Source organism: Lentzea sp. NPDC102401, assembly GCF_044765805.1.
Classification (GTDB): Bacteria; Actinomycetota; Actinomycetes; order Mycobacteriales; family Pseudonocardiaceae; genus Lentzea; species Lentzea sokolovensis.
This window is the reverse complement of sequence record NZ_JBIWKS010000015.1, coordinates 100,050-113,320: the sequence shown is the minus strand read 5'-3', so window position 1 is coordinate 113,320 and position 13,271 is coordinate 100,050. Positions and strand designations below refer to the sequence as shown.

General features: G+C 69.5%; 13 protein-coding genes and 1 tRNA gene. 6 read left to right on the top strand and 8 right to left on the bottom strand.

Annotation, left to right across the window (positions count from 1 at the left end):
• Positions 1-78 precede the first annotated feature (78 nt).
• A tRNA-Glu gene (locus tag ACIRG5_RS39455) sits at positions 79-150 on the bottom strand.
• Between the two features lie 143 nt (positions 151-293).
• Positions 294-1,664 carry a PucR family transcriptional regulator gene (locus ACIRG5_RS39450; RefSeq protein ID WP_402914834.1) on the bottom strand — a complete coding sequence of 457 codons (1,371 nt, stop codon included), beginning with the start codon at positions 1,662-1,664 and terminating at the stop codon, positions 294-296.
• An 82-nt stretch (positions 1,665-1,746) separates the two neighbouring features.
• On the opposite strand from ACIRG5_RS39450, the gene ACIRG5_RS39445 reads away from it, so the two are divergent.
• From ACIRG5_RS39445 to ACIRG5_RS39430, 4 genes are read left to right on the top strand one after another with little or no spacing between them, the layout of a single operon-like run.
• Complete coding sequence (locus ACIRG5_RS39445; RefSeq protein ID WP_402914831.1) at positions 1,747-3,171, top strand: sodium:solute symporter; 1,425 nt, start codon at positions 1,747-1,749, stop codon at positions 3,169-3,171.
• A complete protein-coding gene (gene speB / locus ACIRG5_RS39440; protein ID WP_402914829.1) occupies positions 3,168-4,106 on the top strand; it encodes an agmatinase in 939 nt (312 codons plus the stop codon). Before ACIRG5_RS39445 ends, speB begins: the two co-directional genes overlap by 4 nt.
• Complete coding sequence (locus ACIRG5_RS39435) at positions 4,103-5,716, top strand: thiamine pyrophosphate-binding protein (RefSeq protein WP_402914826.1); 1,614 nt, start codon at positions 4,103-4,105, stop codon at positions 5,714-5,716. Before speB ends, ACIRG5_RS39435 begins: the two co-directional genes overlap by 4 nt.
• Complete coding sequence (locus tag ACIRG5_RS39430) at positions 5,716-7,116, top strand: aminobutyraldehyde dehydrogenase (protein ID WP_402915151.1); 1,401 nt, start codon at positions 5,716-5,718, stop codon at positions 7,114-7,116. Before ACIRG5_RS39435 ends, ACIRG5_RS39430 begins: the two co-directional genes overlap by 1 nt.
• Here the strand turns inward: ACIRG5_RS39430 and ACIRG5_RS39425 are convergent.
• Entirely contained in the window at positions 7,091-7,879 is a 789-nt protein-coding gene (locus ACIRG5_RS39425) for an oxygenase MpaB family protein (RefSeq protein WP_402914823.1), read from the bottom strand. The two genes, ACIRG5_RS39430 and ACIRG5_RS39425, sit on opposite strands and share 26 nt — an antisense overlap.
• A gap of 118 nt (positions 7,880-7,997) precedes the next feature.
• On the opposite strand from ACIRG5_RS39425, the gene ACIRG5_RS39420 reads away from it, so the two are divergent.
• Entirely contained in the window at positions 7,998-8,942 is a 945-nt protein-coding gene (locus ACIRG5_RS39420; RefSeq protein ID WP_402914822.1) for a zinc-binding dehydrogenase, read from the top strand.
• 48 nt (positions 8,943-8,990) lie between these two features.
• Here the strand turns inward: ACIRG5_RS39420 and ACIRG5_RS39415 are convergent, their stop codons facing one another.
• From ACIRG5_RS39415 to ACIRG5_RS39400, 4 genes are all read right to left on the bottom strand, one after another.
• On the bottom strand, positions 8,991-9,698 hold the full coding sequence (locus ACIRG5_RS39415; RefSeq protein WP_319978796.1) for a zf-HC2 domain-containing protein: 708 nt from the start codon (positions 9,696-9,698) through the stop codon (positions 8,991-8,993).
• Positions 9,695-10,246, bottom strand: coding sequence for a sigma-70 family RNA polymerase sigma factor (locus tag ACIRG5_RS39410; RefSeq protein ID WP_319978795.1), 552 nt, complete (start codon positions 10,244-10,246; stop codon positions 9,695-9,697). Before ACIRG5_RS39410 ends, ACIRG5_RS39415 begins: the two co-directional genes overlap by 4 nt.
• Positions 10,247-10,370: 124 nt before the next feature.
• Positions 10,371-11,306 (bottom strand): DUF1996 domain-containing protein, encoded by a 936-nt coding sequence (locus ACIRG5_RS39405; protein ID WP_402914819.1) that lies wholly within the window; start codon positions 11,304-11,306, stop codon positions 10,371-10,373.
• 58 nt (positions 11,307-11,364) lie between these two features.
• A complete protein-coding gene (locus ACIRG5_RS39400) occupies positions 11,365-12,012 on the bottom strand; it encodes a GntR family transcriptional regulator (protein WP_402914816.1) in 648 nt (215 codons plus the stop codon).
• 67 nt (positions 12,013-12,079) lie between these two features.
• Here ACIRG5_RS39400 and ACIRG5_RS39395 point away from each other — a divergent pair, with 67 nt between their 5' ends.
• Complete coding sequence (locus tag ACIRG5_RS39395) at positions 12,080-12,505, top strand: VOC family protein (protein WP_402914813.1); 426 nt, start codon at positions 12,080-12,082, stop codon at positions 12,503-12,505.
• 25 nt (positions 12,506-12,530) lie between these two features.
• On the opposite strand, the gene ACIRG5_RS39390 is transcribed toward ACIRG5_RS39395, so the two are convergent.
• Positions 12,531-13,079 carry a hypothetical protein gene (locus tag ACIRG5_RS39390; RefSeq protein WP_402914810.1) on the bottom strand — a complete coding sequence of 183 codons (549 nt, stop codon included), beginning with the start codon at positions 13,077-13,079 and terminating at the stop codon, positions 12,531-12,533.
• Between the last annotated feature and the right edge of the window lie 192 nt (positions 13,080-13,271).

Here is a 13,271-nt window from a genome sequence, read left to right as displayed (position 1 = left end):
TTCGAAGATTCTTTGGGTCCGTCTGACATGGACACCTCTGCGGGAGGGCCCGGTCCACCCCACTGAGACCGGGCCACGTAGCGCGTACGGGGATCGAACCCGTGTTTCCGGATTGAGAATCCGACGTCCTGACCACTAGACGAACACGCCAGGAACGAGCATTGACACAAAAATGCTCGCAGAAATAGAAGAAAAGGAACTAGCAGGTCACAGCTTGGAGGGCGCTCCGGCCCATTCATCTGCTCGGATCATGGAACAATGATGACCGAGAACGCGCACCCGCCGCAAAGCAATTAATCGAGCCACGTCAGCGCGAGCCACAGCGAGGCCCGCGCGTCGGCCGTTCCAAGATCACGGCCGAGCAGCCGTTCGACGTGGGAGATCCGGTGCCGGACGCTGTTGCGGTGCACGCCGAGCACCCCCGCGGCCCGGTCCCAGCTGCCGTGCTGACCGAGCCAGGCCCTCAGCGTGTCGATCAGTTCGGGCCGTCCGAGCAGTCCTGCGAGCTCGCGGCGGGCGAACTCCCGTGCCGCGACCGGGTCCACCAGAGAGGACAGATCGGACGCCGGAAAGGCGGGTTCGCCGGTGGCTTTGGCGCGGGCCAGCAGGGCGAGGGCCTCAGCCGCCGCGCGGTCCACCTCGGACCGGGGCACGGAGGCGAACCCGTCCGCGGAGGGGGAATCGGCGACCGGCGACACCCCCACCGGCCCCGACACCTCGGTACCCACACCCAGCAACGCGAGGAACCCGCCACCCTCCTCTTTCGACACCAGCGGTCCGTACCGCTGCGCCAGCACGTCGTAGTCCGCCTTCGACTCCCCCGCCACCACCCGGTAGGGGGCGGGTCCCAGCACCTTCTCCATCCCGGCCACCCGCGAGCGCAGCAGTGCGGAGGCCGCGAGCCGGGCGATCTGGCCGCGTTCGCTCTCCAGGTCGCGGCGCAGCAGCCCGAGCAACGCCAGCGCGACCGCGACGACGGCCCGTTCGGCCGGCGACAGCGGGGCCGACCGGCGCACCACGAGCACCGCGGACTCGACCGGGTCCAGCGTGACGTGGTCCTCACCCACCTGGGTCGAGGCCGAACGGGGGCCCCGGCCCGACGCGACCCGCCCGACGAGAGAAGCGACGTCGTCGGGCGCGAACGCGGGATCCACGAGATCGGCCCGGCAGTTCAGCACCACGGCCAGCGTGGTCAGCACCGACTCGACCGGACGGACGCGGGTCGCGGCACGGGTCAGGGCGCGCTGACTGTCCGCGAGCATCCGCTGCTCCCGCACGGCGATCTCCGCGAGCAACGCCCCGAGTGCCTGCGAGACCGCGAGGAACGGCGTCGACGGCGGCACCTCCAGCAGCGGCATCCCCTGCGCCGCACAGGCCTCCACCAGCGACGACGGCACCGTCGGGAACTCCGGCTCGACCCCGAACCCGATCGCGGAGACACCCGACGCGACCAGCCCGGCGACGTAGGAGGGCACGTCGGACGGGAACCGCACGCCGGCCGTGAGCAGCAGCTCCTCGCCGACCAGGTACGGCGTCGGGTCCTCCAGTTCGGACACGTGCGCCCAGCGGATCGGCCGGTCCAGCGCGTCGGCTCCACACAGGACGGTCAGACCGAGATCGACTCGCGCGACGAGATCCCGCAGTGGGACGGTTTGCACAACCATGGTCCGCCGATTGTGCACAACGACCACTTACCGGCGCCAGCGCGCGTTCCTACTGTGACCTGCAACCCAAGGAGGTCCGACAGTGGCTCTCGACTACGCGGTGATCGCCGCCTACGTGCTCGGCATGATCGGCATGGGCTGGTGGGGCATGCGCCGTGCCACCAGCAAGAGCGAGTACCTGGTCGCCGGACGCAGGCTCGGCTTCACGATGTACTCCGGCACCATGTCGGCCGTCGTGCTCGGCGGCGCGTCGACCATCGGCGGTGTCGGGCTCGGCTACAAGTTCGGCGTCTCCGGCGCCTGGATGGTGTTCGCCATCGGCCTCGGCATCCTGCTGCTGAGCGCACTCTTCGCACGCCGGATCGTCAAGCTGAAGGTCTACACCGTCTCGCAGATGCTCGATCTTCGGTACGGCGGCAACTCCAGCATGATTTCCGGCCTGGTGATGGCGGCCTACACGCTGATGCTCACCGTCACGTCGACGATCGCGTACTCCACCATCTTCAACGTCCTCTTCGGACTGCCCAAGTCCCTCGGCGTGATCATCGGTGGCGCCGTCGTGGTGCTGTACAGCGTTCTCGGCGGCATGTGGTCGATCACGCTGACCGACATCGTGCAGTTCGTCGTGAAGACGGTCGGCATCCTGTTCCTGCTGCTGCCGATCAGCCTCGCCACCGCGGGCGGGTTCGACGGGATCCAGGCTCGGCTGAACGACCCGGCGATGTTCGAGGTCGGCAACATCGGCGTCAGCACGATCGTCACCTACCTGCTGATCTACGTGTTCGGCCTGCTGATCGGCCAGGACATCTGGCAGCGCGTGTTCACCGCCAAGTCCCCGAAGGTCGCGACCTGGGGCGGCATCACCTCCGGCCTCTACTGCCTGGTCTACGCGGTCGCGGGCGCGCTGATCGGCCTCGCGGGCAAGGCGCTGTACCCGGACATCGCGAACAAGGACGAGGCGTTCGCGACGATCGTGGAGAACCTGCTGCCGACCGGCGTGCGCGGACTCGTGCTCGCCGCGGCGCTGGCCGCGATGATGTCCACGTCGTCCGGTGCCCTCATCGCCTGCGCCACCGTCGCTTCCAACGACATCTGGCGGCGGAAGACCGACTCGGACGTCCACAACAACCGGATGTTCACGCTCGTGATCGGTGTCGTGGCGATCGCCATCGCCGTGGCTTTGAACGACGTCGTGGCCGCGTTGACGGTCGCCTACAACATCCTCGTCGGCGGACTGCTGGTCGCGATCATCGGCGGTCTGGTGTGGAAGCGCGGCACCCGGCTCGGCGCGATGGTGTCGATGGCGGTCGGATCGCTGACGGCCATCGGGTTCATGGTGTTCGTGGACGTGTACGCCAACGAAGCCATCTACTACAGCCTCGGCGCGTCCTTCGTGACGTACGTCGTGGTCAGCCTGGCCACGCCGCCCACCTCACCCGAGGTGCTCGCGAACTGGGACCGCCGGGTGGCCGGTGACGCCACGGAAGAGGAACTGGTGAACGCGTGATCGGCCCCGTCGACTCCTCGAAGATCCCGCGGTACGCGGGCCCGGCGACCTTCGCCCGGCTGCCGCGCCTCGACCAGGTGGCGCACGCGGACGTCGCGGTGGTGGGGGTCCCGTTCGACACCGGCGTCTCGTACCGGCCCGGCGCGCGGTTCGCGCCCTCGGCCGTGCGGGAGGCGTCCCGGCTGTTGCGCCCGTACAACCCCGGCCTGGACGTGTCGCCGTTCGAACGCCTGCAGGTCGTGGACGCCGGCGACATCGCGGTCAACCCGTTCCACATCGGCGAGGCCATCGAGACGATCGAGGGCGCCGCCACCGATCTGCAGGCCGACGGCACTCGCTTGGTCACCATCGGCGGTGACCACACGATCGCGCTGCCGTTGCTGCGGGCGGTGTCGAGGATTCACGGGCCGGTGGCGTTGCTGCACTTCGACGCGCACCTCGACACGTGGGACACCTACTTCGGTGAGCCGTACACGCACGGGACGCCGTTCCGGCGCGCGGTCGAGGACGGCATCCTCGACACCGAGGCGATCTCGCACGTCGGCACTCGAGGACCGTTGTACGGCAAGAAGGACCTGGAGGACGACCGGCGGCTCGGGTTCGGCATCGTGACGTCGTCGGACGTGATGCGGCGGGGCGTCGACGAGACCGTGGACGCGTTGCGGCAGCGGATCGGTGCCCGGCCGCTGTACGTGTCGATCGACATCGACGTGCTGGATCCGGCACACGCTCCCGGCACCGGGACGCCCGAAGCCGGCGGGATGACCTCGCGCGAGCTGCTGGAGATCGTGCGCGGGCTGCGGGGTCTCAACCTGGTGGGCGCCGATGTGGTGGAGGTGGCTCCGGCCTACGACCACGCGGACATCACTTCTGTGGCAGCCTCGCACGTGGCCTACGACCTGGTGAGCTTGCTGGCACTGAAGGAGGGCGCGTGACGCGCAACGGTGGCGATGTCGTCGTCGAGACGCTGGAGGCGCTTGGCGCGCACACCGTGTTCGGCATTCCCGGTCAGCACGCGCTCGGGCTCTTCGACGCGCTGCGGCGGTCGGAGCTGCGGTACGTCGGTTCGCGGACCGAGGTCAACGCCGCCTTCGCCGCCGACGGGCACGCGCGGATCACCGGCTCGGTGACGCCGCTACTGGTGTCGACCGGGCCCGGCGCGCTGCAAACCCTTGCCGGGCTTCAGGAATCGGCCGCGGGCTCGGCTCCGGTGCTGGGCATCTCGTCGCAGATCCCCTCCGCCGGACTCGGTGGCGTGCGCGGCGGGTACCTGCACGAGCTGACCGATCAGCTGGCGTCGTTCCGGGACGTGGTCAAGCACGCTCGGGTCGTCCGGCACGCGTCGCAGATCCCGTCGGCGCTGGCCGAGGCGTGGGAGATCGCGCTGACCGCGCCGTTCGGGCCGGTGTGGGTGGAGATCCCGCAGGACGTGCTGCTCGGGCCCGCTTCCGTGCCGCCCGTGACGTCGGTGTCCTGGTCGCCGCGCGAACTGCACCCGCGTGCGGAACTGGTCGAGGAGGCCGTGCGGTTGCTGGACGGCGCGGCCCGGCCGGTGATCCTCGCCGGTGGAGGCGCTCTGCACGCACGTGACGAGCTGCTGGAGCTGGCGGAGAAGCTGCGGGCGCCGGTCGTGACGACGTTCGGCGGCAAGGGCAACTTCCCCTGGGAGCACCCGCTTTCCGCGCGGTCGTGGCTGGAGGACTGGCACACCACGGAGTTCCTGGCCGACGCGGACGTGCTGCTCGTCGTGGGGTCGGGGCTGGGTGAGCTGTCGAGCAACTACCGGGCGTTCCGGCCGCGCGGCGCGATGATCCAGATCGAGGCCGACCTCGGCAAGCTGGAGTCGAACTACCCCGCCCTGGGCATCCACGCCGACGCCCGCCATGCCTTGCGCGCGTTGACTTCCGGCGTGACGGCCCGCGCTGCCGACGACGTCGCCGAGGGACGGGTGATGGCGCTGCTCGCGGGCGTGCGGCAACGGTTCACACAGCAGGAACTCGACCTGGAGTGGCAGGTTCTCGCGGCACTGCGGGCGGCCGTTCCGGACGGCACGCCGACATGCTGGGACATGACGATCCTGGCCTACTGGGCCTGGTCGGCGTGGGATCCCCGTGGTGGCGCGCAGTTCTCCGCCCAGGGCGCCGGCGGGCTCGGTTACGGCTTCCCCGCCGCGCTCGGAGTCGCCGCGGCCCTCGACGGGCCGGTGCTCGCGGTGTCCGGTGACGGCGGCGCGATGTACGGGATCTCGGAGCTCGCCACGGCCGCGCAGCACGGGTCGCGGGTCGTGTGGCTGATCGTCGACGACGGCGGCTACGGCATCCTGCGCGAGTACATGACCGACGCGTTCGGTCAGGCCACCGCCACCGAACTGAGCCGCCCGGACTTCGTGGCGCTCGCCGAGGCGTTCGGGGTGCCCGCCACCCGCAGCACGCCCGAATCGCTGCGCGAGGATCTCGCCAAGGCATTCGCCGCGGACGGCCCGCACGTGGTCGTGCTGCCCGCGGTGTTGCGCATGTTCGCCCCCACGCATCTGGAGCACCTGTGATCGTCGCGAACTTCGTCAACGGCACCCAGATCTCCGCAACGGGGTCAGCCGCACAAGACACCTCACCGCTCATCGATCCCGCCACCGGTGAGGAGTTCGGCCGCGCGGTCGTCTCCCGTGGCGCCGAGGTCGACGCCGCCGTCCAGGCCGCCGCCGACGCGTTCCCCGTGTGGTCGCGCACGACGCCCGGCGAACGTCAGCACGCGCTGTTGAAGCTCGCCGACCTCCTCGAGGCCAACGCCGAGGTGGTCGCCGATGCGGAGGTCCGGGAGACGGGCAAGGTCCGTTCGGTGCTGCTGGACGAGGAGATCCCGCAGTGCGCGGACCAGATCCGGTTCTTCGCCGGTGCCGCCCGTGCTCTGGGCACCGCCGCGGCGGGCGAGTACGTCCCCGGCCACACCTCCTACCAGCGGCGTGAGGCGGTCGGGGTGATCGCGCAGATCACGCCGTGGAACTACCCGCTGATGATGGCCGTCTGGAAGATCGCCCCTGCCCTGGCCGCGGGCAACACGGTGGTGCTCAAGCCCGCCGACACCACGCCGTCGTCCACCGTGCTGCTCGCGTCGCTGGCCGCGCAGGTGCTGCCGGCGGGCGTGTTCAACGTCGTGCTGGGCGACCGCGACACCGGCCGGTCGCTGGTCGAACACCCCGTGCCCGCCATGGTGTCGCTGACCGGCTCCACTCGCGCCGGAATCGAGGTGGCCCGCAGCGCCGCCGCGACGGTGAAGCGCACGCACCTCGAACTCGGTGGCAACGCGCCGGTCCTGGTGTTCGACGACGTGGACGTGGCGACTGCCGCGGAGGGCGTCGTCGGCGCCGCGTTCTACAACGCGGGCCAGGACTGCACGGCCGCGTCACGCGTGCTGGTGCACTCGGCCGTGCACGACGAGTTCGTCGCGGCGCTGGTGAAGGCGGCCTCGGCCCAGGTTCCCGGCACCGACTTCGGTCCGTTGAACAGCCAGGCCCAGCTGGACCGCGTGCTCGGCCTGTTGTCCCGTTCCACCGCCACCGTCCACTGTGGAGGAAAGCGGCACGGCTCCGCGGGGTTCTTCCTGGAACCCACCGTGGTCTCGGGCCTCACGCAGGACGACGAGCTGGTCCAGGAAGAGGCGTTCGCCCCGCTGATCACCGTGCAGTCGTTCGCGGACGACGACGAGGCGATCTCCTTGGCCAACGGGGTTCCGCAGGGACTCGCGTCCTCGATCTGGACCCGCGACACCGGCCGGGTGGCGGCACTGACGGCACGGCTCGACTTCGGCATCGTCTGGGTCAACACGCACGGCCTCGTCGCGTCCGAGATGCCCCACGGCGGTTTCGGCGCCTCGGGCTACGGCAAGGACCTGTCGATGCACGGCCTGGAGGACTACACGCGCGTCAAGCACGTGATGATCGCGCACTGAGCATTGCCTTGTACGGCATCGGGTAGTGCAACATGCTGGCCGGGACGAACGCGGACACGAGCCGGATCATCCGGATCCACCGGCGCAACCTGCGCTCGTCCCGGTCCGTCCACTCCAGACCGAGCTTGTCCCGCACCGCCTCCGGCAGCGTGCCGACCGCGAAGTCCGGCAGCACCCGCGCCGCGACCGGCCGCACCAACGGCCAGAGAGCGCTCGGCAGATGTTCGGTGCCGGGCGCTTTCCCGGACCGCAGCTCGAAGGCCTCCAACAGGCCCTGCACCCCGTCGGTGCACGCCAGCTGGGTGGCGACCACGTCGTCGAGGTAGGCGCGCAACGCGGTGAGATCGCCCGGCATCGTCCTGATGCCGAGCGTCTCCCCGGTCTCCCGCCACTCCCGGTACAGCCGCTCCTCGTGGATCGCGGGCATCCTGGGCCGCAGCAACCGGTACGCCGTGAGCAGCGAGTCGAAGCTGGTGGCGTGCACCCAGCGGAACAGCTCCTCGTCCGCGCCGGGGATCAACGCGTGCGACCGCACCAGCCGGTCCGCCTCTCCCGCGGCCTGCTCGCCACCGAACAACCGCAGCTGGGACGAGGTGATGGTCCTCGTCAGCCGGGCGAACGGGTCGGCGCGGTAACCGTCGCGCACCGCGGCCGCGATCACCGGATGCGCGACCTGCATCAGCACGGCACGGCCCAGCACCACCAGCTCGAACCGGGTGTACCAGCCGAGCCGCCACGTCACCGACTCCGGTCCCAGCGTCACGACATGATCATCACCCGCTCCCAGGCGCCTGCCGAAGATCAACACCCGAAAGGGTTACCGGTACGCCGTCCCCCGTCCTGTTGACCTCCAGTTAGGTGGAGTTCGTAGCGTCAGAGGCATGTTCGCGATTCGTCAGTACGAGTTCGGCCCGGCTGAGAACCTCAGGTTCGAGGAGGTTCCCGACCCGGAGCCCACCGCGGGCCAGGTCCGCGTCACCGTGGCCGCCGCCGGCGTCCACCTCGTCGACACCACGATCCGCAAGGGCGGCTTCGGCCCGGTCGGCTTCCCGATGACGCCCGGACGTGAGGTCGCCGGCGTCGTCACCGCTCTCGGCGACGACGTCTCCAGCGACTGGCTCGGCCGCCGGGTCGTCGCGCACCTCGGCCAGGCGAACGGCGGCTACGCCGAACTCGCGGTGGCCGGCGTGAGCGCCCTGCACGCGCTGCCCGACGACGTGTCGTTCGAGGCGGCGGTCGCCATGATCGGCACCGGCCGCACGGTGGTCGCGGTGCTCGACTCGGCGAAGCTCACGAAGGACGACGTCGTGCTGGTGACGTCGGCGGCCGGCGGCATGGGCGCGTTGTTCGTGCAGGAGGCGCGCAACGTCGGCGCGCAGGTCATCGGCCTCGCGAGCACCGAGAAGCTCGACCTCGTCATGGACAACGGCGCGGACGCCGCCATCGACTACACCCAGCCCGGCTGGGCGGACGGTCTCAAGGACATGACCGTGGTGCTGGACGGTGTCGGCGGCGAGGCGGGCGCGCTGGCGTTGAAGACGCTCGGACCGGGTGGGCGGCACGTCATCTACGGCTGGGCGTCCGGGAGCATGACCCCGATCAGCACGGAGGCGTTGTTCGCGAACAGCCTCACCGCGACCGTCGCGCTGGGGCCCGGCCTGATGCGGCGCGGGCTGCGGGTGCTGGAGGACGAGTCGCTGGCGGGGCTGGCGAGCGGCCGGTTCGTGCCGCTGGTCAACCCGCCGTTCGCGCTCAAGGACGCCCCGAAAGCGCACGAAGCGCTGGAATCTCGTGCCACGGCCGGGAAAGTGGTGCTCAAGCCGTGAGAAAAGGGGCCGCCTCCTGACTGCGGAAGCGGCCCCTCGTCCCCTCGGTCACGCCTGAACCGGCACCTCGACGTACTTCTTGCCCGCGAAGTTCTCGACCACCACGGACTGCACGTCCTTGGGGTCGACCAGCGCGGAACCGTCCAGGTTCGTGCCCTCGGCGGCGCCCTTCTTGGACACCACCCAGGAGCCTGCCTCCTGGCGGCTGCCGTCCTTCGAGACAACGAAGATCCGGCACTTCTCGCCTTCGGGAATGCCGTTGATCGCCATGTTCGTGCGGACCCATCCGGCGGCGGGGACGACCTTCACCGTCATCGACGCCTTCGTCACCGGGTCCGTGAACGTGGCGAGCCTGGTGCCCGCCGGGTCCGGTGCCACCGTCGGTGTGGGAAGGGCCGAGTTCACTTCGGGTGAAGTGGCCTTACCGACGAAGACTCCGGCGCCCAGCACCAACGCGGCCACTACGGCCGCCGCGGCACCAAGCGTGAACTGACGACGCCGTGCGACGCCACCTCGTTCCGAACGCACCTGGCGCAAGGTGCGCTGCAACAACAGATCGCCGCCCTCGGGCGGCCCGTCCAGCATGGCCTCCGGCGGCACCTCGCCGAGGAAGGCCTCCATGTCGCGGAGCTCTCCGAGTTCCCGCGCGCATTCGGGGCAGGACGCCAGGTGCTCGTCCATCTCCCGCACCTCCTGCTCGTCCAGTGCTCCGAGAACGTAGGCACCGAGCAGTTGCGGGTCGTGCTGCGTGGTCATCCGGCCACCCCCTTCAGTGCGACCTTCTGACCTCCGAAGGTCTCCCTCAAGGCTCGCAACGCGTAATACGATCTGGATTTCACCGTTCCCGGTGGCACCCCGAGCGCCTGCGCCGCCTCCGTCACACTCCGGCCGCGGAAGTAGATCTCCATCAGCACGTCGCGGTGGTCGGAGGACAGCCTGTCGAGCGCTTCGAGCACCACCACCGAGTCGACGACCTGGTCAGCGTGATCGCGTTCGATCGGTGGCGTCGTCGGGGACTCCGCCACCTCCTGAGGGCGCGCCGCCTTCGCACGCACCCTGTCGGTGACGATGTTGCGCGCCACCGTCAGCAACCAGCCGCGCACCGATCCCTTGCCGTTCACGAGGGCGTCGGGATGGCGCCACGCTCGGACCAGGGTCTCCTGGACCACGTCCTCGGCAGCCGCCCGATCGCCGGTCAACCGCGTCGCGTACGCCAGCAGCGCCCGACCGTGCTCCTCGTAGAGCGATCGGATCAGTGCCTCGTCGGCCGCGGTCTCCCGTTTGCGGGAGAACAAAGCCGCCATCCACCCACTCCTCCCCGCCCGCGAACACCTCTTGCGGGCGTCCTGTTCAAGACCTCAGCCGACACACGAGCGACAGAGAGCTTCGGTTCAACGGATTTGAACCAGAAAATGGAATTGCCGGATGTTAGCGGGACCGGTTGAGGTGGCCGACCAGCTCCGCCATCTGCGCGTCCGGCATGACGTTGATGTACATGCCGTGGTCGGTCGCCGGGTCCCGCAGCTCCTCCTCGAAGCTGTCGATCGCGAACGGGTGACCTGGCGGGATGTCGTAGCCCACGGTGACGTGCAGCCGCGGGATGGGGAACGTCTTGGCCGGGCACATCCCGCCGGCCAGCGGGAACACCACGTGGGTGCGGTGCGACGCGCTGTCGGTGTTGTTGCCGTCCCAGCAGCTGCCGAACTCGTAGCTCCGCAACGTGGTCGCGTTGCCGCACAACGGATATTTCGTCGTGTAGCGGCCCGGCTGGTCCGAGCAGCCCCACCGGGCGCGCGTGTCCGGGCCGTAGTCGTGGGTGAACGCCGACGGATCGCCGGTGATCAGGCGCAGGAACCGCGGCATCGGCAGGACGGCGCTCACCGGGCTGCCGTCGTACCGGATCTCGACGCTCTTCGGCCTGAGCACCTCTCCGGTGTTGCCGTGCAGGCCGCCGCCGTCCGCGTGCGCGTCGTGGCCGGTGCCGTCGGTCAGGCGCAGCACGGGCCAGTAGTAGGTCGAGAGGTCGTCCTTCTCGCACGTCGTGGACGCGGCCGAGAGAGAGGCATCGGTCGACTGTGCGTCGGCCGACTTGTTGCCGACGTACTCGTGCGTGTGGTGCGCGCCGAACGGGATGCCTGGTGAGACAACGAGGTTGTCGGCGTTGAGGTGACGTTCCTCGTTCGCACCGCACCGGATGACGACGTTCGGCGTCTTCGGTTCGGTGAGCACCTGGTCGAGCTCGCTGACGTACTGGTCAGAGGACGGCGCGCCGCTGGACGTGCCGTTGAGCAGGACCGCGGAGCCCGCGACGACGAGGACCGCGACCACCGCGACCGCGAGGGTCACCGGTTTGTTCCTGACCACGGTCACAGCCTGCCAACCCGTTCGGGCAAACCGAAGTGGCCTGTCTCAACTGGGCCGGTCACCGCTGCTCCACGAGTTTCGCGTAGGAACCGCGCAGGTGTTCCTCCGCCGCGCACCCTGCCTTCGCGGCGTCACCGGAACGCAGGACAGCGACCAGACCGGCGTGCTCCGGCACGACGTTGCCCTGGTAGGAGGGGTCGCCGACGATCCGCGCGAGCAGGAACAGGTGGACCTGACTGCGGATCGCCTGCCAAGCCTCCGTCAGTCGCCGATGGCCCGTCGCCGCGTACACGGCGTCGTGGAACTCGATGTCGAGCGCGACCCGTTCGGCGTCCGTCCGAGCAAGTTCCATTGCCCCGACAACCGCGTCGAGAGCGTCGAAATTCCGGGCTTTGACCGCCGCCGTCCGCATCGCGAGAACGTCCAGCGCCGTCCGCAGCGTGTACAGCTCCTCGACGTCCTCCGGGTCCAGCGGGCGCACCCACGTGCCGCGATGCCACTCGGACACGACGAGGCCCTCGCCTTCGAGCAGCACCAGCCCTTCGCGCACCGAACCGCGGCTGACACCGAGCTGACTCGCGAGCTCGACCTCTTTGAGCGCGCTGCCGGCGGCCAGTTCACCACTCAGGATCGCGTCTCTGATCCGGTCCGCGGCCTCCCCCGCGACACCTTTGCGCAGGACCGGCCGGACAGCGGGGAGGGGCATGTCCAAATGTTGACATCGTCGAAACAGGAGGGTCAAATTCGTGGGTCGAGCGGAAGGAAGTCGTCACGTGACCCAGACCGTCCCTCGTTTCCACCTCGCGGTGCCCGTCACCGATCTGGAGAAGGCCCGCGCGTTCTACGGAGGCGTGCTGGGCTGTCCGGAAGGCCGGTCGAGCGACAGCTGGATCGACTGGAACCTCTTCGGCCACCAGTTCGTGACGCACCTGGTCCGGGGGCCGAGACCCGAAGCGGCGCACAACGCCGTCGACGGCCACGACGTGCCGGTGCCGCACTTCGGAGTGCTGCTCACCGTCGAGGCGTTCCTGCTGCTCGCGGACAAGCTGCAGGCGGCGGGCACGACGTTCGCGATCGCGCCCTACCGCCGGTTCGCCGACCAGCCCGGCGAGCAGTGGACCATGTTCTTCCGCGACCCGTCGGGGAACGCCATCGAGGTGAAGGCGTTCGCCGACGACTCGCAGGTCTTCGCGACCTGAGTCCTGCTCCTGCTCCGCGTCTTCACTACTGGGCCGTCACCAGCGGCCGCCGATCGTGGTTCACCACGCTGACCCCGGCCACGTCCCCTGCCCGCACCATCGCGGACCCGGCCAAGGTCACCTCACCGTCGTGCGCCCTCCACGAGCCGGCGGTGAAGGTTCGTCCGTCCTTCGTGTGCACGACCAGCCAGCAGGCTTCCCCGTCCTGCATCCCGTCGACCGTCGCGACCAGTTTCAGGCCACCCTCGGTGTCGGTGACCCGCACGGCCATGTGCGCGCCCGTCGACGAGGTCCCCTGCATGAGCGCGTCGGCGGTGCCCCCCACCCCCAGGCCCTGGCCCATCCAGACGCCCCCGGCGAGGACTCCGGCGACCGCGAGGGTCGATGACAGGGCCGTGATGCGGCCTCGGCGGCGCACGGCCTGATGTCTCTCTTCGCGGACTGTGCCCAGCGTGCGCTGGAGCAGGTGGTCCGCGTTCGGTGGAGGCCCGTCGAGCGTGGCCTCCGGTGGCAGTTCTTCCATCAGCATGTCGTTCTCGTTCAACTCGTTGGTGCCCAGGACGTTCGGTGCCATGCGCTGGCGGACGCGGCAATGGACACGGTTACGCGGAACGATTCACTCAAATTTCTCCTTCTCCAGTCCCGCGTACAGCGGTGACCAACACCTTCAAAACGAGCCGTGGAGGAAGTTGGTTCAACGCAGATACAAGGACGTTGTGCAGCCCACACGAGACGGTTGACCTGGGCCTCCAGCAGCTCCTACGCT